The 20,593-nt window shown below is 71.7% G+C and carries 14 protein-coding genes and 6 pseudogenes; 12 read left to right on the plus strand and 8 right to left on the minus strand.

Annotated elements, in window-relative coordinates; translation table 11 throughout:
- Positions 1-180: 180 nt before the first annotated feature.
- A pseudogene (locus D7231_RS15590) lies at positions 181-984 on the minus strand (IS5 family transposase); the annotation flags it as partial.
- On the opposite strand from D7231_RS15590, the gene D7231_RS15595 reads away from it, so the two are divergent.
- The 4 genes and pseudogenes from D7231_RS15595 to D7231_RS38490 form a co-directional block, all read left to right on the plus strand.
- The gene (locus D7231_RS15595) at positions 969-1,658 is read left to right on the plus strand and encodes a helix-turn-helix domain-containing protein (protein WP_241999738.1); all 690 of its coding nucleotides are present in this window, start codon (positions 969-971) and stop codon (positions 1,656-1,658) included. The pseudogene D7231_RS15590 and the gene D7231_RS15595 overlap by 16 nt on opposite strands.
- On the plus strand, positions 1,568-2,293 hold the full coding sequence (locus tag D7231_RS15600) for a hypothetical protein (protein ID WP_147449734.1): 726 nt from the start codon (positions 1,568-1,570) through the stop codon (positions 2,291-2,293). Before D7231_RS15595 ends, D7231_RS15600 begins: the two co-directional genes overlap by 91 nt.
- Positions 2,294-2,616: 323 nt before the next feature.
- A pseudogene (locus tag D7231_RS38485) lies at positions 2,617-2,817 on the plus strand (transposase); the annotation flags it as partial.
- 266 nt (positions 2,818-3,083) lie between these two features.
- Positions 3,084-3,209, plus strand: a pseudogene (locus D7231_RS38490) (IS5/IS1182 family transposase); the annotation flags it as partial.
- Positions 3,210-3,425: 216 nt separating this feature from the next.
- On the opposite strand, the gene D7231_RS15620 reads toward D7231_RS38490, so the two are convergent.
- Positions 3,426-4,415 (minus strand): DUF5937 family protein, encoded by a 990-nt coding sequence (locus tag D7231_RS15620; RefSeq protein ID WP_120756065.1) that lies wholly within the window; start codon positions 4,413-4,415, stop codon positions 3,426-3,428.
- Positions 4,416-4,515: 100 nt separating this feature from the next.
- Here D7231_RS15620 and D7231_RS15625 point away from each other — a divergent pair, with 100 nt between their 5' ends.
- A complete protein-coding gene (locus tag D7231_RS15625; protein WP_120756066.1) occupies positions 4,516-5,892 on the plus strand; it encodes an MFS transporter in 1,377 nt (458 codons plus the stop codon).
- On the opposite strand, the gene D7231_RS36180 is transcribed toward D7231_RS15625, so the two are convergent.
- Positions 5,886-6,284, minus strand: coding sequence for a hypothetical protein (locus D7231_RS36180; protein WP_147449735.1), 399 nt, complete (start codon positions 6,282-6,284; stop codon positions 5,886-5,888). The two genes, D7231_RS15625 and D7231_RS36180, sit on opposite strands and share 7 nt — an antisense overlap.
- Positions 6,285-6,520: 236 nt before the next feature.
- Between D7231_RS36180 and D7231_RS37535 the strand changes: the two are divergent.
- A pseudogene (locus D7231_RS37535) lies at positions 6,521-6,765 on the plus strand (IS5/IS1182 family transposase); the annotation flags it as partial.
- A gap of 46 nt (positions 6,766-6,811) precedes the next feature.
- Here D7231_RS37535 and D7231_RS15630 read toward each other — a convergent pair.
- Positions 6,812-7,456: an MBL fold metallo-hydrolase gene (locus tag D7231_RS15630; RefSeq protein WP_120756067.1), complete on the minus strand. Its 645-nt coding sequence runs from the start codon at positions 7,454-7,456 to the stop codon at positions 6,812-6,814.
- A gap of 207 nt (positions 7,457-7,663) precedes the next feature.
- On the opposite strand from D7231_RS15630, the gene D7231_RS15635 reads away from it, so the two are divergent.
- Complete coding sequence (locus tag D7231_RS15635) at positions 7,664-8,089, plus strand: MarR family winged helix-turn-helix transcriptional regulator (RefSeq protein WP_120756068.1); 426 nt, start codon at positions 7,664-7,666, stop codon at positions 8,087-8,089.
- 212 nt (positions 8,090-8,301) lie between these two features.
- Here the strand turns inward: D7231_RS15635 and D7231_RS37040 are convergent, their stop codons facing one another.
- From D7231_RS37040 to D7231_RS38500, 4 genes and pseudogenes are all read right to left on the minus strand, one after another.
- Complete coding sequence (locus D7231_RS37040; RefSeq protein WP_199739375.1) at positions 8,302-8,496, minus strand: DUF6086 family protein; 195 nt, start codon at positions 8,494-8,496, stop codon at positions 8,302-8,304.
- Positions 8,497-8,516: 20 nt separating this feature from the next.
- Positions 8,517-8,777: a DUF6086 family protein gene (locus D7231_RS38495; RefSeq protein WP_199739376.1), complete on the minus strand. Its 261-nt coding sequence runs from the start codon at positions 8,775-8,777 to the stop codon at positions 8,517-8,519.
- A gap of 376 nt (positions 8,778-9,153) precedes the next feature.
- The gene (locus D7231_RS15645) at positions 9,154-9,504 is read right to left on the minus strand and encodes an acyl carrier protein (protein ID WP_120756069.1); all 351 of its coding nucleotides are present in this window, start codon (positions 9,502-9,504) and stop codon (positions 9,154-9,156) included.
- A 94-nt stretch (positions 9,505-9,598) separates the two neighbouring features.
- Positions 9,599-9,943: pseudogene (locus D7231_RS38500) on the minus strand (KR domain-containing protein); the annotation flags it as partial.
- A 459-nt stretch (positions 9,944-10,402) separates the two neighbouring features.
- Between D7231_RS38500 and D7231_RS15655 the strand changes: the two are divergent.
- The 5 genes and pseudogenes from D7231_RS15655 (at position 10,403) to D7231_RS15675 (ending at position 20,582) form a co-directional block, all read left to right on the plus strand.
- Positions 10,403-17,797: an amino acid adenylation domain-containing protein gene (locus tag D7231_RS15655; protein ID WP_120756388.1), complete on the plus strand. Its 7,395-nt coding sequence runs from the start codon at positions 10,403-10,405 to the stop codon at positions 17,795-17,797.
- A gap of 3 nt (positions 17,798-17,800) precedes the next feature.
- Positions 17,801-18,973, plus strand: a complete 1,173-nt coding sequence (locus D7231_RS15660; protein WP_120756070.1) for an FAD-dependent monooxygenase — start codon at positions 17,801-17,803, stop codon at positions 18,971-18,973.
- Positions 18,970-19,386, plus strand: a complete 417-nt coding sequence (locus D7231_RS15665) for a nuclear transport factor 2 family protein (protein ID WP_120756071.1) — start codon at positions 18,970-18,972, stop codon at positions 19,384-19,386. Before D7231_RS15660 ends, D7231_RS15665 begins: the two co-directional genes overlap by 4 nt.
- A gap of 247 nt (positions 19,387-19,633) precedes the next feature.
- Positions 19,634-19,801, plus strand: a pseudogene (locus tag D7231_RS37540) (S26 family signal peptidase); the annotation flags it as partial.
- 40 nt (positions 19,802-19,841) lie between these two features.
- Positions 19,842-20,582, plus strand: a complete 741-nt coding sequence (locus D7231_RS15675; protein ID WP_147449736.1) for a hypothetical protein — start codon at positions 19,842-19,844, stop codon at positions 20,580-20,582.
- The last annotated feature ends 11 nt before the right edge of the window (positions 20,583-20,593 follow it).

The following is a 20,593-nucleotide window of genomic DNA, read 5'->3' on the forward strand; positions in this document are numbered from 1 at the left end:
GTGCTCACCAGGAGTGCGGAGGTCTGGAGCGAGTTCCCCGAGCTCGGGCGGGAGGTCCGCCTGATCGTCTTGGAGTTGGCCGACGTGCCGCCTGCCCTGAAGCGCGAGGCCGAGGGGTTCTTGGCTCTGTAGCCCGCCGACAGCAGTTGCCGTCGGTGAGGTGAGGGGCCGGCGGGCTGTCTACGAGGATTGCCGCACGAGCGGTCGCGGGCCGGGGCGCGTCGCAGCACGGCCCCAGGTAAGCCGGCGGACCATGATGCCGATCATGGCCCACCGGATCATCGTCTCCGAGCGGGCCGGACTGGATTCGCAGTCCCGGGCGAGGCACCGGTGGGCGGTGAGCCACGAGAAGGTGCGCTCCACCGCCCACCGCCTGGGCTGGACCTGGAAGCCGCGCCGGCCGGGGTCCTTGCGGACGATCTCCAGGTCGCGGCCGAGGATCTCACTGGTCCACTCGACCAGGCGGCCGGCGAAGCCCTGGCCGGCCCAGACCTTCCGGACTCCGGGGTGGTCCAGCCTGGTCCACAGCAACGGCTGCTTCGCTCCGCCGCGGTCCTGCACGCTCGCCGCAACGACGTGGACGGCCAGGAGCCGGCCGAGGGGGTCGGTGACGATGAACCGCTTGCGGCCCTTCACTTTCTTGCCCGCGCCGAAGCCCCTGGTGGCTGCCGGGACGGTTTCGGCGGTGCGGACGGACTGCGAGTCGATCAGGCCCGCGCTCGGCTCGGGGTTACGGTCGTCGGCTTCACGGACCTTGCCGCGCAGGGCGTCATGGATGCGCTCGACGGTGCCGTCGTCGTGCCACCACGTGAAGTACCAGTACACCGCCGGCCAGGGCGCGAAGTCCTTCGGCAACTGTCGCCAGGCGCACCCGGTGCGCACCACGTAGAAGATCGCATCGACGATCCGCCGCCGCAGATGCTTCTCCCGCCGCCCGCCCTTCGGCCCCACCCGCGCCGGCGGGAGCAATGGCTCCACCAGTGCCCATTGCTCATCCGGCGGACCGGCGGATCACGGGGCTCTCGCATGAGGTGATCGCCGCTCTGGTTACGGAAGTTGGCCCGGACCGGCAGGCCCGTCACGAGGCGAGACTGTCCGACCGGCCGCGCCGGCGGGCCATCGGTGCCGGAGCCCGGGACAGGTTGGTCTTCGTCGACCGTCTGCCGGCCACCCTCGCGCACGTGCGGCACGGTGTCACCCACGACGTGCTGGCCTGCTGGTTCGGCGTCGACCGCTCCACCATCACCCGGGCCATCGGCGAGGTGCGGCCGCTGCTCGCCGAGCGGGGCTGCACCGTCGAGGGCGGCGTCCGTCCGCGTACTCTGGCCGACGTGATCGCCCGCATCGGGGCCACCGGCCAGACGGCGATCATCGACGCCACCGAAATCCGGGTCCGCTGTCCGGCCGCCTGCTGTTCTGCGGCGAGAGCGGACCCGGAGGCTGCGCGGACATCACCCAGGCTTGCCAGGCCTCAGCCGCCATCGGTTCTGATGGGATCTGAGCCGCCCTCGGGCCCGGAAAGTCCGGGTTCATCGGACGCCCGCCGCGCCTGTCGTCATTCGATCGTTTGCCGCTACGCGGTATCTCGGTTTCTGCGGCGCCCGGCATCCTGGCCGGGATCGAGGCCCGTATCGAAGCACTCGAACTCCAGGAGATAGCGACCCCGGTCACCCCGATGGCCCTGTACGTCGCCGCCCGCGCGGAACACTGCCTGCTCACCGGGCTCCTGACCGGCCACGGCTACGACGCGAAGACCGGGGCCCGGCTCCTCCTCCTTGCCACACGCACCGCCGCGCTGTGCGAATGGCTCAGTGGCTGCCTGGGAGAGGAAGCCAGGGCCGAACGGTACGCCCTGGCCGGGATCCGCGCCGCCACCGCCGCGGGCTCGCGGCGTCACGTCGCCTCCTGCATGACCGCCCTGGCATTCCGCCATCTCGTAGCCGGCGACCCCAAGGACATGCTGTCCCTCGTCCATGCCATACAGGCGATCGTCCCGCGCCTCCCGGCCGGCCTCGCGGTCACCCTGCACACCAGAGAGGCGCAAGCCCTCGCCCGTCTCGGGGACCTCACCGCCAGCACCCGGGCGCTGGATCGAGCCACCAGCACGCTGGCCGCCAAGGCGGCCGACGCAGACCCCGCGGCCGACCTGCTGAGCGTCAATGTCGACGAGGAATGGCGGCCGTGTCCTCCGGGACCGCCTGGCTCCACTTGGGCCGGCCCAAGAAGGCACTGCCGCACTTCACCACACTGCTCGACAACGGCCCCGCTTCGCGGCGCGCCCGGCCTTCCCTAGGGGATCCCCCTGCGAAGGCGGCGGCCGGGCACCCGCCTCGCTGAGTTCAGCGCAGGGTGGTAAGACGTTCTCCAACTGCCCCCAGGGGCCGGGCACGTCCTGATCGCCGAGGTGCAGCGCCGGCTTGAGGGCGGTCCGGTCGTCCACGAGATGGAGCAGGACGGCGAGGTTGCCGTGCTCCATGGCCAGAATGACGTCCCCCCGCCCACTCCATCAGCGAAGCCCACACCAACTGGACGGTCACCTGATGACCCGGCGGCTGACCCGGCCCAGCGGTGGTGGGCTGGCGGCGGCTGGTAGAACTCGGACGTGGCGCGTTTGATGTGACGGATGCCAAGTGGGCGTTGATCGAGCCTCAACTGCCGGTAGCTACTACCGGGCCGTTGCCGCAGCGGATGCGGGAGCAGTTCAACGGGATCCTGTGGCGGTTCCGCACCGGCTCCGGCTGGCGTGACGTGCCGGAACGATACGGATTCTGGTCGACACTCTATGACCGGCTCAATGCCTGGTCCAAGGCCGGGGTGTTCCAGGGCCTGATGGACGCGCTGATCGCCGAGGCCGCGTCCCGTGGGCAGGTCGGGCTTGAGCTGGTCACTGTGGATTCCACAATTGTCCGGGCTCATCACGAGTCAGCCGGTCCGGCGATCGCCGGGGAGACGTTGGACGCTTTGGAGCAGGCCCTGACCGAGGAAAAGGGGGCTCTGCTGGACGATCAGCCGCCGGTACTGCGAGTGGTACGGCGCAGGCCACACCCGGTGCGGACGGCCAGGACCGGTCGCCGGGTGCGGATCATGCCGCCGCACGGCGACGCCGCAAAGCCTGCGCTGCGGCAGCCGGGCTCGGCCGGTCCCGAGGCGGGCTGAGCAGCAAAGTCCATGCCGCGGTCGACGCACGCGGGCTGCCGCTGGCGTTCGTGCTGCCCCCGGTCAGGCTGCTGACTGCCGTCAGTTCATCCCGGTCCTGGACAAGATCCGGGTCCCCGGGCCGGCCGGCCGCGCACTCGCCCTGACGCAGTCGCGGCGGACAATGCCTATCCGTCCAAAGCCAACCGGGCTTACCTGCGCCGACGCAGGATCACCGCGGTCATCCCGGAGAAGGCCGATCAGCAGGGCAACCGCCGAGCCGGGCCGGGTCAGCTCGGGTCGCGGTCGGCCGCGGCGAGCAGGACTTCGGCCGCCTCGGTGCGCCGGTACAGCACCTGGCGGCCGGCCCGGGCGGCGGCGACCAGTCCCGCGGCGCGCAGCGCGCCGAGGTGCTGGGAGACGCCGCCCGCCGTGATCCCGGTCCGGCGGGCCAGTTCCGCAGTGGCCGCCGGGGCGTCCAGCTCGGTCAGCAGCCGGGCCCGGGAGCGCCCCAGCACCGCCGCCAGCGCCTGCGCGGGCTCGCGTTCGCGCCGCTCCCAGAGGGCGGCCACCCCGCGCGGCGGGTAGCGCAGGGTCGGCTGGCGGCCGGGGACGGTCACCGAGAACAGCCGCGGCCAGACGAACGCCGAGGGGATCAGCAGCAGTCCCCGCCCGCCAAGCCGGCGCCCACCACCCCCGTAGCGGTGCTCGACCGAGAGCCGCTCGCCGGTCCAGCTCACCCGTGGATCCAGGTCGGTGAAGACGTGCTGGATGCCGCCCTGGGCGAGCAGCCGGGCCCGGTGCAGCACGTCCCCCTCCAGCAGGGCGCGCAGCCGCGGCCAGTACGGTGCCAGCGCGAGCTCCCAGTACGCCGCTACGGTGTCGGCCAGCCGCGCCAGTTCGGCCTCCGGGTCCTGGCGCAGCGCCTCGACCCGCTCGGTGCGCGGCGCCCGCGGCCCGTCCAGCTCGGCCCGGACCTGCTCGGGCGGGGTGGCCCGCAGCGCCGCCAGCTCCACCCCGAGATCCGGCACCGAGGAGGTCGGCGGCGGCGCCACGAAGACCGGGATCGCCAACGGCCCCTCCGGCACCAGGTCGGCGAGCAGCCGCCAGTCCAGCCGGGCGGCGGCCAGCCGGGGGCGGACCGCCGTCAGCCACGGCCGGTGCAGCGGATGCTCGTCCGGCCGCCGCAGCACTCGGACGCTCGCCACCACTTCCCAGAGCGGGGAGACGGCGAACCGGGTGTGAGCCAGGTCGCGGGCGGTGAACTCCAGCTCCAGCACGGGGCGGGCCTCCTTGGCGGGTTGTGGGCGGCGGCCCGTCGATTCAGCTCAGCCTAAATTCATGGCCGGGGGTTCCCGGCCGCGGCCAGGCTTGTGCACCATGATCACCGACTTGCGGGCCGGCCCGCCCGCCCCCTCCACCTCGCCCGATGCGGAATTCCGGCTGCTCCTGGCCGCCGCCGCTGTCAGCAAGCTGGGCACCGCTGTCAGCTCCCTCGCCCTGCCCCTGGTCGCGGTGCTCGCGCTGCACTGCTCGGCCGGCCAGGTGGGTCTGCTGGCGATGCTGAGCACGGTCGCCTTCCTGCTGATCGGGCTGCCGGCCGGCGCCTGGGTGGACCGGCTGCCGAAGCGCCCGGTGATGATAGCCGCCGACCTGGTCCGGGCCGTGCTCTTCGGCTCGGTCCCGGCGGCCTGGCTGCTCGGCTGCCTGACCTTCACCCAACTCGCCCTGGTGGTGCTGCTGTCGGGGGCGGCGACCGTCTTCTTCGATGTGGCCGCGCTGAGCAACCTGCCGGCGGTGGTGGGCCGGGCCGACCTCACCCGCGCCAACGGGCACATGGTCACGATGGATGCGGTCACCCAGGTCGGCGGGCGCGGGGCGGGCGGCTTCCTCGTGGCACTGGTGTCGGCGCCCATGGCCGTGCTGCTGGACGCGGTCAGCTACCTGGGCTCGGCCGCGCTGCTGCTACGGATCCGCCGTCCGGAGCCGGCGGCCTCCCCCGGACCGGCCGGCGGTACCGGGCGAGGGCTGGCGGGTGAGATACGGGACGGGCTGCGCTTCGTACTGGGCGACCCGCTGCTGCGCCCCATCGCGCTGGCCGGCGCCTGCACCAACCTGTCCATCCAGCTCTGCCAGACCGTGCTCCCGGTGCTCTTCACCCGCTCCCTGCACCTGCCGGACTACATGCTCGGCCTCTTCTTCGCGCTCGGCGGGGTCGGCGTCTTCCTCGGCTCGCTGCTCGCCCGCCCGCTGGCCCGCCGGCTCGGCGCGGGGCGAGTACTCTGGCTGATGGGCCTGGCGGTCGCGCCACTCGGCGTCCTGGTCGCACTGGCCGACCGGGGCCCACTGCTCTGGTGCGCCGCCGGGGCCTGGCTGCTGACCACGCTCAAGGTAGGCATCGACAACGTCATCAAGGTGAGCTTCCGTCAGCACACCACCCCGGACCACCTGCTCGGCCGCATGAACGCCACCATGCGCTTCCTGCTCACCGGCGCGCTCACCCTCGGCGCCGCCCTGGCCGGCCTGCTGGCCACGGTCGCCTCCCTCCGCGCCGCACTCTGGGCCGGCGCGCTGGGGCTGGCCGTGGTGTGGGTCCCGATCTACCGCTCACCGCTGCGCGGCATGCGGGACCTGCCGGGGACGGCGGCCTCTTCGACCGCTTCGCGGAGCATGCCGAGGAGCTTTGGGAGCATGGGCGGTCCGCCGCACCGAGCGGCGAATGATCAAGGCCCCTGGTATCGCGGCGGCACCTACTGACCGCTCCGACCTGGTCTGATAAGGAACGCCTTGCTACCGCGCGCCCGGTCCAGCCACCAAGCGGCTGCCGGCCGGGCGCCTGGCGCCGCGAAGAAGACGCCGATCAGGCCGACGATGACCTGCGGGGCGTCGCCCAACCGCTCGATGAGATCAGAGATCCACACGAAGAATTCCCAGTTCGAGCCGGCGAGGCAGCCTCGCCAAAGGGCTATGCGGCTGCCTGCCGTGTTGATGTTCCGGCTGCGCTCGGTGTTGGAGTGCAGCACTGGGGAGCCCGCGGCATCTGCGAAGCGGCAAGGCGGGTCACTCCGCACGGTGAGGTCTCTGCCGGGGTGCGGGTCGACGAGACTGTGCTTCGGCGGCCATGGCAGGTGGGCGATGGTCCGCCGCACTCGTAGCAGCATCGCCCGCCGGACAACTGCTCGGACCGGGGCCAGCGCGCGCTCAAGGAGCCTCTGCAACTGCCTGCGGGCCAGGCGGAGGTCGTGCCGGAGCCTTGCGCCATCCCAGGCTCGACGAAACTGGTTGATCTGCTCGTCGAGTGCGCGTGCCGTGTAGGCGAGCAGGGAGAGTTCGAGGTAGAGGGCCGACGCGCAATGCCGACCGTCGACGATGGCGAACCGGAGGCTCGCTGACCGGAGGGAACCGCGATGACGTCACCCAGCTGATGCCGCTGCTGCGGAAGATCCCGGCGGCTGCGGCCTGGTTGGACGTCCCCGCAACCGGCCGGACACGCTCCTGGCCGACCGCGGCCACGACAAATACCGCCGCCTGGTCCGGGCGACCGGCGTCAAACCTGCGATCGCCCGCCGCGGCATCCCGCACGGCTTCGGCCTCGGCGTCCAGCGGTGGGTTGTGGAACGGACAATCGCCTGACCCCACGGCTTCCGCCGGCCCCGCATCCGTTGGGAACGAGCTGTTACAGCTGGACGGTGGTGCCGGGCTCGAGGCGGTCGATCGGGGTGCCGGTCAGCCCCTTCTCGCCGAGGAGATTGGCGGTGGAGTGCTGGCCGAGGTCGCTGAGCATGAGTTCGTGGATCTGGATGATGCGCTCGGGCTTGACGGTGCGGACGTAGTCAGCGGCTTCGCCGAGCTTTGTCCATGGGCCGCTGGTCGGCAGCAGGAGGGTGCGTACGGGAGCGTCGGGCGCGAAGTAGGCGTCGCCGGGGTGGTAGACGGCTCCTTCGTCGAGGAGGTAGCCGACGTTGTCGGGGCACGGGATGTCGGCGTGGATCAGCGCGTGGCGGTGGCCGTGGACGGTGGCGGTGAGGGAACCGACGCTGAAGGTGTCGCCCGCGGCGACGGCGTGGACGCGGCCATCGTGGCTGCCGAGGGCGGCTGCGACCGTGGCTGTGCCGTAGACCTGCAGCCCGGGCTGGACTTCGAGAGCGGCGGCGACGAGCTTTTCGTCGAAGTGGTCGAAGTGGTCGTGGGTGATCAGGACGGCGTGAGCCTGGGTGACGGCCTCTGCCGCGTCCGGGGTGAAGGTGCCGGGGTCGATGACCAGGCGGGTGCCGTCCTTCTCGAGCGTGACGCAGGCATGGGCGTGCTTGGTGAGCTTCACAGCGGGTCCTTTCCGAGCCGACCGAATATCTACAACCGAACTGTACAGTACGGTTGTAGATATCGCGCCGTGAGCGTCGGCTGCGTCTTGACTCCGACGCCCCCGCCCCTCGCTACGGCGAGGGGCGGCGGGCGCCCCTGCAGCGCCAAAGCGAACAATGGAGCCAAGGTGTACAGTTTGGTTGATGGGTGTGGGTAAGCTGGCATCATGGACGAAAATCAGCTGGCTGAAGAACTTCGCCTGACCATCGGACGGCTCGTACGCACTGTGCGCACTGCCGACAAGATGCCGCCCGGCGAGGCCGCCGTCCTGGGCTACCTGGACCGCAGCGGCCCGCTGACCACCGCCGATATCGCACAACAGCGGGGAGTCAGTCACCAGTCGGCTGCCAAGGCGGTCAAAGAACTCCTGGCTCAGGGCCTTGTACATGCCGAGGCACACCCCAGCGACGGGCGCAAGCTGTTGCTCCACCTCACGCCGATGGGAAGTGGCCGTCTGGCCGAGGAGCGCCGAAGGCGTGCCGACTGGCTCGGCACCGCGATCAACGATGTCCTCAGTTCCAATGAACGAAAGACGCTTGAGGCGGCGCTGCCTCTGCTATCACGCCTGACCACACACTTGAATGGCAAATAGCCCAGGGACTGTCGTTCGGGTCATCGAGCGCTGTGCATTGTGAAGTTGCAGGTCACGACTCTGGTGTGCGTGATGTCCGCGATACCCGTACTGGTCGCGCACGGATGACTTCGGCGAAGATCGTCGGTCGCCGGGAGACTTCGTGCTTGCCGCACACCGCCACCTGAAGGCCAGGGCTTCGGCATAGTCGGATGGCGTCCGGTTCATGAGGGTCAGTCGGGTGGGAAGCCCTGGGAGTAAAGGCGGCCGACCTCGGCGAAGCCTGCTGGTTGCCATTCCACCTGGATGCCTGCTCGCTCCGCCAGGACCAGCACCGTAACAACGAACCCCTCGGACAGGGCAGCCATGACCGCGTGACTCGTTCTCCGGTGCCACGCGAGCAAGGCGTCGACGAGCGCCTTGAACACGAGGGGGTCGATCTGACACGTCAGCCTGCATTGGGTCCGATGCCGGACGGCAGCCCCAGTTCGGCTTGGTAGACGCTCACCTGACTCATGAACAGCCGAGAGGCCCCGTTGGACGGGTTCGGAGCGTCGACGGGTTCCTGCCAGGCGAGCCGGACAGCGGCTTCGGGCGGGAGGTGTCCGTGCTGCTCGGTCTCCTTGTCCTCGGTGATGAAGACCACCGGCTGCCCGTTCTCGTCCTTGCAGGCAATCCCATTTCCCGTCTGCCCGAGGCGGACTTCCATGACTCGCGGGCTGACTATCCCGCCTTGCGGTGGCAGAACCACCGCTCAAGGGCGCACTATTCGCGGTGACCGCGGGCCCTATGGCGAAGTGGAGGACGGCCCGGCGCACAGTCTCGACGCCGGCGAGGTTCCGAGTGCCGAACCCCAGGTCGGCACGTTTAGGGAGCAAGGGCGCGTGCGGCAAGGACGATGCCGAAGGCGCCAGCGGGTTCGCAGATCGTCCCGTTCTCGACGGCGCGGACTGCGTCCGGCACAGGGAGCAACCGCTCCGCCTGAATTGGGTGAATCGTGGTGCCGGAACAGCCGGGCGGGCACGGTATTCGGGGCCCGTGGAGGTTCCCGCTTGCCTGTCCTGGCGACTCAGGCGTGTCGTCGGTCAGGCGACGGGGCGGGCACTGGCGGTCTCCGGCTCTTTCTCCTCGCTGGCCTGTGCCGGTACGCCTGCCGGGGCGGCGGAACTGGATTGTCCGGCCAGTCCGAGGCGCACGTACAGGATGCGTGCCAGGTCGTCGATGGTGCCGTTGCTGCACAGCAGTTCCATGGGCGGGATGTCGATGCCGTACCGCTGGTGGACGGTGACCAGGACCTGGGCGGCCATGAGCGAGTCCATGCCGTAGTGGTCGAGCCTGAGGTGGTGGTCCAGTTGCCCGGCATCCATGTGCAGTACCTCGGCCAGCAGGTCGGCGAGGGTGGTCCTGATGTATTCCAGTGCGTCGTCCGCGTCCATCGTGGCGAGCTGGTCCAGCAGTTCCTCTCGGCTCAGCCCGTCGCCGGTCCCGGCGGGGGCGAGGTCCGGCAGGCGGGTGCAGCAGGAACAAGTCCCGTTCGGCGCCGCGTTCCCTCGCCACAGCCTCCAGGATGCGGGCGCCCGCCACCTTGGGCGCGAGCGCGGCGCGGAGCCGTTCGGGGGTCTGCTCGTTGAGGAACGCGTCATCGAGGTGCATCGCCGTGTGCACGATCCCGCGCAGCGGGCGGCCCGTCGCCTCCAGGTCCTCCAGAACGGCGCGGACGGCGTCGATGTCGGTGATGTCCGCAGCGTGCACGCTGACATGTGCGCCGCGTTTTGCCAGGAGCGTGGTAGTCCTGGCCGCCTCCGGCGCGTTCTCGCCGCGTCGGCTCACCAAGGCGAGGTTCCGTGCGCCGAGGTCGGCTCCCCCGGATCGCAGATCCCTTTACAGCGGAACGTCGCGTTCGTCACGGCTGTTTCCAGACACCAGCCAGCGGAGTGGCTGATTCCCCAGTTTTCGAATAGATCACGCCATGGAGACGATGGTCAGGTCCGTCCGGACAGCTGGATCAAGGGGGAATCCTGTGAAGGACATCGTGAGACAACGCAGAGGTCAGGCGATGTGGCTCGACGCCACCGCCAACATCGGGGCCGTTCAGGCCGGCGACCTCGCGTCGATGGGCATCATGGCCGGATAACTGCGGGTTTTTTAAGGGTACGTTCGACGCGCCGCGTGACAACGCCAGGCCTCACAACCCACCACCCGCCACCCGCCGCCCCGCCACCCGCCGACACGCCACGCCCGCTTCCGGGCGCGTGTCCGGCTGCCCGCAGCTGCCTTCAGCTGCCCACAGCACGGCTTGAAAGGGAAAAGCTCATCAACACCGGGAGTTCTCGGCTGCCCTCGGAGCGAAGCGTTCCGCTGTCGCCGTACCAACGTGACATCTGGCTGGCCGCCATGCGCGCGCCGAAGAGTCCACAGTTCAACGCCACGATCGCCGAGGAATTCACGGGTCCCGTGGACGTTCCTCTGCTCCGTGACTGCCTGATCCGGACCATGGAGCGGCACGACGCGTTCCGGCTGCGCTTCGGCGAGGATGACGGCGTTCCGCGGCAGTGGCTCGCCGACGTCCTGGTGGCGGACGGACGCCCGGCCGTCGACGTCATCGACTTCTCGTCCGCCCCGGATCCCCAGGCCGCCTGCCTGGCCTGGCGCGAAAAGGTCCTGCGGACGCCGATCGAGCTGGGCGACGGGCCGCTGTTCCGGGTCGCGCTGCTGCGCGAGAGCGACACGGCCGTCCACCTGCTGATCCAGACGCACCACCTGGTCGCCGACGGGCGGTCCATGGACCTCGTGCACGGCGAGGCGACCGAGGAGTACGCGCGCCGGGCGCGCGGAGCGTCCGCCACGAACCGCGCCGCCGCGAACGGCCGCGACGCGGCGCCGTCGGCGCTGGATGCCGTCACCGGCCGCGACGACTACTTCGCCTCGTCGCAGCACGAGGCGGACCGGGGCTTCCACCGCGCCGAACTGGCGCAGATGGAGCCGAGTTTCTTCGCCCGCCGCCACGATCCGCAGGCGGTGCCCGACTTCGGCCGCCACACCTTCACCCTGCCCGGCGACGTCGTGGAGCACATCAAGGAGAGCGGCGGCTCGCCGTTCGCGTTCCTCGCGGCCGCACTGGGCACCTGGCTGGCGCGCGTCCACCGCACCTCCGACGCCGTGCTCGGCATGCCGCTGCTCAACCGCCGTACGCGCGCCGAGCTGACGACGGTGGCGCAGTACGCCAACACCCTGCCGCTGCGCATCGAGGTCCCCGACGGCCGGCCGCTGGCGGACGTGGCGGCGCAGGTGCAGAACTCCCTCACCCGGCTCCAGGAACACCAGCGCCTGCCCTACGGGGAGGTGCTGCGGGAGCTCTCGGCGGGCACCGGCGGCGAGCGCAGGCTCTACGACGTCACGCTGTCCTTCATGTCGCTGAAGCCCCTCAAGCCGCTGGCCGAGGGCATCGAGCGCAGCGGGCCGCTGCACTTCGCGCCGCCGCACGACCAGGAGGCGCTGGCCGTCTACACGGTCAGCACGCGCGGCACGTCCGACCTGCGGGTCATCCTCACCTACGCCACCGATGTGTTCGACGAGGACCTGCCCGTCACCTCCCTCGCCGATCACCTCATGTCGCTGATCGAGCACGGCCTGGACAAGCCCGAGCGCCCGGCGGCCGAACTGCCCCTGCCTGCCGAGCAGGAGCGGGAGCGGCTGCAGCGCTTCGCCAGGGGCCCGCAGGCGGCGTTCGCCGAGGACGCCACGCTGCCCTCCCTGTTCGAGACGCGGGCGGCTCTGGTGCCCGAGCGCCCGGCGGTCTTCCCGCCGGACGGGCAGAACGCTCTGACCTACGCGGAACTGGACGCCCGCTCCGCCCGGATCGCCGCGGCGCTGCGTGCCCGCGGCGTGGGCCCGGGCGACCGGGTGGCCGTGCTCATGGCGCGCGGCCCGCACCTGCTGCCGGCGATCCTCGGCATCCAGAGGGCGGGCGGCGCGTACGTGCCCGTCGACCCCGGCCACCCGGCGCGGCGCATCGGCTTCGTGCTCGCGGACAGCGGCGCGAAGGTCGTCGTGACGGACGCCCCGCTGACCGGCGGGACGACCCTGCCCGTACCGCAGGACGTACCCGTCTGCCCGGTGCAGGAGCTGCTGAACGGCCCGGACGCCCCCGTACAGCCCGCCACGCCCGCCCCCTCCGCCACCGCCCGCGACCTGGCCTACGTCATCTACACCTCGGGTTCGACCGGACAGCCCAAGGGCGTCATGGTCGAGCACCGGTCGGTGGTCAACCGGCTGGCCTGGATGCAGCGCGCCTACCCCATCGGGGCCGGTGACGTCCTGCTGCAGAAGACTCCCGTCTCGTTCGACGTATCGGTGTGGGAGCTGTTCTGGTGGGCGATCGAGGGCGCCGCCGTCGCCCTGCTGCCGCCCGGCGGGGAGAAGGACCCGGAGCTGATGCTCCGCACCGTCGCCGAGCGCGGTGTCAGCGTGCTGCACTTCGTGCCGTCCATGCTGGGGCCCTTCCTGGATCTGCTGGAGCAGGACCCGGAGAGGCTGTCCGAGGCCCGGTCGCTGCGCTACGTGTTCTGCAGCGGCGAGGCGCTGCCGCCGGGGCGCGTCGAGCAGTTCAACCGGGTCTTCGCGCCGGCCGGGGACAGCGCGCCGCGACTGGTCAACCTGTACGGGCCGACCGAGGCCGCGGTCGACGTCTCCGTGTACGAGTGCCCGGCCGGGCCGGGCCGGACGGTCACGCGGGTGCCCATCGGGCGGCCCATCGACAACACCGAGCTGTACGTCATCGGTCCGGACGGCGCCCCGCAGCCCGTGGGCGTGCCCGGCGAGCTGTGCATCGCCGGCGTCCAGGTGGCCCGCGGCTATCTGAACCGGCCCGAGCTGACGCGGGAGAAGTTCACCGACGACCCCTGGGTGCTCGGCGGCCGGCTCTACCGCACGGGCGACCTCGCCCGCTGGCTCGCCGACGGCACCCTGGAGTACCTCGGGCGCATCGACGGGCAGGTGAAGGTCCGCGGCAACCGCGTGGAGCTCGGCGAGGTCCAGGACGCGCTGGCCCGCGTGCCGGGCGTCCGCGACGCCGCGGTGACCGACCACGCCTCCGACGGGCGCGGCACGTACCTCGTCGGCTACTACGTCACCGAGGACGCAACGGACCTCGACGGCGTCCACCTGCGCGGGCAACTGGCGGACCAGTTGCCGGAGTCCATGATCCCGGCCCGGTTCGTCCGGCTGGACCGGCTGCCCCTGTCGCCGAACGGGAAGCTGGACCGGCGCCTCCTGCCGGCGCCGGGCGCCGTGGACGCCGAGACGCCGGGCGCGGCCCCGCGCACCCCCGAGGAGAGGGCGCTCGCCGCCGTCTGGGCCGAGGTCCTGGGCGTCGAGCGGGTCGGCGCGCACGACAACTACTACGCCCTCGGCGGCGACTCCCTGCTGATGCTGCGCGTCCGCGCGCTGGCGGAGCGGCAGGGGCTGCGCTTCGCCCTGGACGAGCTCATGCGCCACCCGACCGTGGCCGGGCTCGCCGCGCACGTGACGCGTCAGGGCCACCGCGCCGGCCCCGGGCGGACGTCCGCACCGGCACCGGAGGACGACGGCACCGCGCTGCCGCCCTTCGCCCTGGTCCCCGACGTGGACCGCGCGCGGCTCCAGGACGCCGAGGACGCGTTCCCCATGTCCCGGCTGCAGATCGGGCTCGTCTACCACAGCCGTCGCGAGGAACACTCCGCCGTCTACCACGACGTCTTCCGCTACCGCCTGGCGACGGCGTGGGACGAGGGGCGGTTCCGGCACGCCTTCGACCGGCTCACCGCCCGCCACCCCGCCCTGCGCTCCTCCTTCGACCTCGGCGGATTCTCCGAGCCGCTGCAGATCGTGCACCCGAGCGCACCCGGCGGACTGGACGTCGCCGACCTGCGCGGCAGCACGCCCGAGGCCGCCGAGGCGGCGATCGGCGCGCACGTGGAGGAACGGCGCTACCACCGCTACGACTTCGAGCAGGCGCCCCTCTACCTCTTCCGCGCCCACGTGCGCGACGAGGCGGTGGAGCTGGTGTTCAGCTTCCACCACGCCCTGCTCGACGGCGGCAGCGTCGCCAACCTGCTGCGCGAACTCCTCCAGGACTACCAGCACGCCCTGGGGGCCGCCATCGGCCCCGTCCCCGACGCACTGCCCCCCGGCCCCGCCCACCACGTGCGCGAGGAGCGGGCGGCCCAGGCCGACCCCGCGGCACGGGAGCACTGGCGGCACACGCTGGAGGGCGCCGAGGTGCTGCGCCTGGACGGCTTCGCGCCGGCCGAAACGCCCCGCGGCGACGGCCACGTGGTGCACCACGCCGTCTTCCCGGACGACCTCGCGCAGGAGGTCCGGAACCTGGCGCGGCAGCACGCCCTGCCCGTGAAGTCCGTCCTGCTGGCCGCGCACTGCCTGACCCTGCGCCTGTTCTCCGGGCTCGACGAGTTCACCACCGGGCTCATCACCCACGGACGCCCCGAGCGCGAGGACGCCGAGCGCATGGCCGGGCTGTTCCTCAACACGCTCCCCGTCCGGGTGGGCGACGCCCGCACGGGTGCGCCCGGCAGCTGGCTGGAGGTGGTCCGGGAGCTGTTCCGCCAGGAGCGCGAGGCCCACGCCCACCGGCGGTACCCGCTGAGCGCCATCCAGGAGGACCACGGCGGCACCGTCCTGCACACAGCGTTCAACTACGTGCACTTCCACGTCCTGGCGCAGGTGCTGAGCCTGCCCGGGCTGCGGCTGGAGTCCTTCACGACGTGGGAGGAGACCGACTTCCAGCTGCTCGTCAACGCCTTCACCGACCCGGTCGACGGCCGCATGGGGCTGCGCGTCGACGGCGGCGGCCAGGGCATCACGCCCTCCCAGGCCGAGCTGTTCGCCCGCACCTTCACCGCCGTGCTGCACCGGATCGCCACCCGGCCCGAAGAGGCCCCGGACTTCGCCTTCCTTGCGGAGCCGGACACAGCCCTCCTCGCGGCCCCGCAGGGCACGGCCTCCGGCCCGGCAGCGACGCAGGACGTCGTGAGCCTCTTCGGCCGGCAGGCCGACCGCACGCCCGACGCCGTCGCCGTCTCCGCCCACGACGGCGCCTGGACCTACCGCGAGCTGCGGGAGATGTCCGAGCGGGTGGCCCGGCGGCTGCTCGTTCTCGGTACCCGCACCGGGGACCGGATCGGTCTCGCCACGGGCCGCTCCCGGGAGACGATCGCCGCTGTCCTCGGCATCGCCAAGGCCGGCGCCGCGTGCGTGCCCCTGGACCCCTCCTACCCGGCGGCGCGGCTCGCCGCCATGGTGGAAGAGGCCCGCCCCGCCCGGATCATCGCCCGGGAGACGGACGCGGGGCTCGTACCGGACCCCGGCCTCCTGCTGCCCGCCGAGTCCCTGCTGGATCCGCCCGCCGAGTCGCTGCCCGACCCCGAGGACAACCGCACCGCGGCCCGGGAACTTCCGGCGGCGATCGACCCGGCCGACGGCGCCTACGTCCTGTTCACCTCCGGCTCCACCGGCCGGCCCAAGGGCGTGGCGATGCCGCACCGTTCACTGGCCGGCCTCGTCGGCTGGCAGACCCTCGCCGCCTCCGCGGCACCCGGCGGGAAGACGGCCCAGTACGCGCCGCTGAGCTTCGACGTCTCCTTCCAGGAGATCTACTCCACGCTCTGCTCCGGCGGCACCCTGCGCCTGGTCACCGAGGACGAACGGCGCGACATGCCCGCGCTGCTGCGGCTGCTGGACCGGGAGGAGGTCGAGCGGGTCTTCCTGCCGTACGTCGCGCTGCAACAGCTGGCCGAGGCGTCCGCCGCGCTCGGCCTCGTCCCCCGGCGGCTGCGGATCATCGTCTCCTCCGGCGAGCAGCTGCGGGTCACCGACGAGATCCGCGCGCTCCTGGCCGCGCTGCCGGGAGCTGTCCTGGAGAACCAGTACGGGCCCACCGAGTCGCACGTCGTCACCCGGCACACCATGACCGGCGACCCGGCCGCCTTCCCGCTGCTCGTCCCGATAGGCACCCCCGTCGAGGGCACCGAGGTGCACGTCCTCGACGAGCGGGGCCGCCCGGTGCCGGTCGGCGTCAAGGGCGAGCTGTACCTGGGCGGCACCGTGCTCGCCGACGGCTACCTCGGTGATCCGGCCCTGACCGACGAGCGGTTCGTGCAGATGGCCACCCCCGCGGGAGAGCGCAGGCTCTACCGGACCGGCGACCTCGCCCTGGTCCTGCCCGACGGCGCCCTGCACTACGCGGGCCGCGCGGACAGCCAGGTGAAGGTCCGCGGCTACCGCGTCGAGCCCGCCGAGGCCGAACTCGCCCTGACCGAGCTGGCGGCACGCCACCCCGAGGCGCACGTCCGGGAGGCCGCCGTCGTGGCGCGGAAGGACGCCGGTGGGCAGACCGCCCTCGTCGCCTTCCTCGTCGGCGACGCCGACCGCACCGACACCCGCCTGCTGAGCACCGAACTCCGCTCCGCACTGCCGGACTTCATGGTCCCCACCCACTGGGAGTGGCTGCCCGCACTGCCGCTGACCCCCTCCGGAAAGCGGGACGACCGCGCCCTGCGCGCCCTGCCGCTGTCCCGGACGGGCTCCAGCGGCGGCACCCCGCCCCGGGACGCCCACGAGCGGGCGCTCGTGGAAATGCTCGCCGACCTGCTGGGCACCGGCCCCGTCGGGATCCACGACGACATCTTCGCGTGTGGCGCCACCTCGATCACCGTGATGCGGCTCGTCGTGCTCATCGAGCAGCGGTACAAGATTGCGATCCCGCTCTCCCGGTTCATCGCCGCGCCGACGGTGGCCGCGCTCGCCGAGCTGCTGCGCTCCGGCCACGCGGCCGCGGCCTTCGACCCGCTGGTGCCGATCCGCACCAGCGGCGACCGGCAGCCGCTGTTCCTGACCCACCCCATGGGCGGCAACGTCCTGTGCTACCTGCCGCTCAGCCGGCACCTGCCCGACGACCAGCCGCTGTACGCCTTCCAGGCGGCCGGCGCCGAGCCCGGCACCGAACCGCTTCGGACCCTGCCCGAGATCGCCGCCTCGTACATCGAGGCCATGCGCCGCGTCCAGCCGCAGGGCCCGTACCGGGTCGGCGGCTGGTCCTTCGGCGGCTTCGTCGCCTTCGAAATGGCCCGCCAACTGCAGGCGGCCGGCGAGGAGATCTCGCAGGTCGTCCTGTTGGACACGGTCGCGGTCGGCCCCGGCGCGCAGCGCGGCGCCTACTCCGACGAGGCGCTGCTCGGCTGGTTCTTCTGGGAACTGCTCTGGCTGCACCGCGGCGGCTCGTCCCCGATGGCCGTCGTCCCGGACGAACTCACCACGCTGGACGAGAAGTTCTCGTTCATCGCCGACCTGGCCGCCCGTGAGGGCGTCCTGCCCGCCGACGGCGCCGACGCCCTGGTCCGCAGGCTGTTCCGGGTGTACGCCGCCAACTGGCGCGCGACCGTGGAGCACCGACCGGCCCCCACCGACCAGGACATCGTCCTGCTGCGGGCCGTCGAGCCCCTGCCCGAGGTCCTGCGCTCGATGCACGGCGCCGCCGGCACCCGCTACACCGACCCGGCCAACGGCTGGCGCGAGGTGACCACCGGCGCGGTGCACGTCGTGCCCGTCCCGGGCGACCACCTCACCATCATGGAAGAACCGCACGTGGCGGACGTGGCCCGAGCCATCGCGGAGCTGACCGACACGGTCACCGCACCGTCCGGCCCCACCCGTTCCACCCCGAAAGGACACTGAACCATGTCCCTGCACACCCGTACACGGGCGATCGTCGTCGGAGCCGGCATCGGCGGGCTTGCGACCGCCGTCGCCCTGAGGCGCGTGGGCGTCGAGGTGGAGATCTACGAGCGCGCGAGCGAGCTGCGGCCCGCCGGATTCGGCATCTCCGTCCTGAGCAACGCCGTCTCCGCCCTGCGCGTGCTGGGCCTCGACCTCGGCCTGGAAGAGCGCGGGCAGACCGTCCTGCACACCGAGATCATGACCGGCGACGGGCGCACCCTCCGGTCGCTGCCCATCGAGTCCGCGGGCGAAGAGCTCGGCGCGCCGAGCGTGGCCATGTGCCGGGCCGATCTCCAGGCGGCCCTGCTGGAGGGCCTCGGCGACCAGCGCATCGAGACGGGCGCCGTGGCCACCGGCTACGAGACCACCTCCGACGGCGTGCGGGTGCGCTTCGAGGACGGCCGCGAGGCCACCGGCGACATCCTCATCGGCGCGGACGGCATCAACTCCGTAGTGCGCCGCCAGCGCACGGGCGACGGCAAGCCCCGCTACGGCGGCTTCCTGTGCTGGCTGGCCGTGACGCCCTACGACCACCCGCGCATGACCAAGGGCTTCAACGCCCACTACTGGGGCGTCGGCAAGCGGTTCGGCATCCACGACGTCGGCCACGGCCGCGCCTACTGGTGGGGCACCATCAACATGCCCACCCACGCCGCCCGCTCCTGGAACAGCGACAAGGACCAGGTCATCCGCGCCTACGACAACTGGGCCGACGAGGTCCGCCACGCCGTGCGCACCACGCCCGTCGAAGACATCGTCGCCGTGCCCGCGCTGGACCGGCCCTTCCTGGAGCAGTGGGGCGAGGGCCCGGTGACCCTGCTGGGCGACGCGGCGCACCCGATGTTGCCCAGCCTCGGCCAGGGCGGGAGCACGTCCATCGAGGACGCCGTGGTGCTGGCCCAGTGCCTCGCCTCGCACAGCGACCCCGTCGCGGCGCTGCGGGCCTACGAGAACATGCGCCGGGAACGCACCCGGTTCATGGTCGAGGTCTCCCGCAAGTTCGCCGGCTTCGAGCAGGTGGAGAACCCGGTGCTGTGCAGCCTCCGCGACGCCTACCTGCGCCGCGCGCCGCAGTCCGTGCTCTTCGCCCCCTTCCAGCGGGCCCTCACGCCCCAGCTGGTGGGCAGCGCATGACCGTCCGGCCCGACGCACGCACCGTCGTCACCCGCTACCTTCAGGCCCTGCGCACGCGTGACGTGGAGGCGATACCCGAGCTCATCGCCGACGACGCCGTCTACCGCATACCCGGCAGCCACCCGCTGGCCGGAACGTTCAGGGGCCTGGACGAGATCGGCGAGAAGTTCTTCGCCCCCATGGGGGAGCTGTTCGACCCGGACGCCGGCTACTCGGTGGAGGTCTCGCACGTCCTCGCCGAAGGCGACCAGGTGTCGGTCGAGTGCGTCACCCGCTCGACGACCGTGCACGGCATCCCGTACGCGAACGAGATCAGCGCGCACTTCACGGTCCGCGACGGAAAGATCGTGAGCATGCGGGAGTACTTCGACACGCAGTACTTCGCCCGGACCCTGTTCGGACAGGACGGGTAAGCACGACGGCCGGGACGCCTCACCGTGGGCGTCCCGGCCGCCGAGGGAACTGCCGTTCGCTGACTGTTTTGTGAGGGCTCATCGGAACCTCCGGGACGGAAGAGGAAGGGCGAACGTGAGGACCGTGGAGGAGCCCGCGGCCACGGACCGCGAAGGCCGGGACGCCACACGCCGATGGCCGAGGAGAATCCGCACGTCGAGCCGGGGCCCCCGCAAGAAGCGCCCTTGATGGCACGAGACGCTGATGCTCGCCGGTGTGGCGCTGGTCCTGTCCCTGCTGGTCAAGACCTTCCTGATACAGGTGTTCTCCATCCCCTCCGGTTCGATGGAGAACACCCTGCAGAAGGACGACCGCGTCCTGGTGGACAAGCTCACGCCGTGGTTCGGCGCGAAACCGCACCGCGGCGCGGTCGTCCAACCGGTATTTCTCCGCATGCGGCCGGCATTCCTGGGCGGTGGCCCTGGTCTCGCTGGTCATCGCGGGGCTGCTCAGCGGCGCCTACCGGGAAGGCGGGGTCTTCCTCTGGCTGGCTCCCGGAACGGATGACGGCGCCCGCCACGAGTGGAGCATGCGGGCCTACGCCTCCTGGTGGGCGTCCCCCGAAGCCGGCGGACCCACCGGCCCCGTCGTCTACGCCCTCGTCGCCTCCGGCATCGCCTACGTGATCATCAAGCACAACCTCATGGGCCTGTGCATGATGTCCTTCTTCTTCGCCATCCGTAAGGACGTCGTCTACGCCTTCGACACGGCCAACCCCGACGGCTGCCACGGATGGAAGGCCATGCAGGACCTTCTGAGCGGAGTCGTCGTGTCCCTCCTCATCTCCCTGGTCGGGTTCTGCTCCCTGTTCCTTTCGCTCTCTGTGCGACAGGTCTCCTGGACCGCGCCCTTCCTCCTGCTCTTCCTGCTCTGCGTCCCCCTCTTCCTCCTCCTCCCCGTGGCCTTGCTCAGGAGCGGGACCAAGCGGTACCGCGAGCAGGAAATCGCACGGCTCCGGAGCTGCTTCGCCGAGCTGCGGCAGCGGGCGGTCCCCGGAAGCCTTGAGCAGTTCGAGATCGCGCGAGCGGAGCGGCGGGAGATCGCCGTCATCCGGGAAGGCCGGGTCCAGCTCTTCCCGGTGAAGGAGATGGTGGCGACCGTCTCCGTCTACGTAGGGTCCGTCGTCACCACGATCCTGGGCATTTTCAACCGCTGACCGAGAAAGCG

This window comes from Streptomyces klenkii, from assembly GCF_003626645.1.
In the GTDB taxonomy this organism is placed as follows: Bacteria; Actinomycetota; Actinomycetes; order Streptomycetales; family Streptomycetaceae; genus Streptomyces; species Streptomyces klenkii.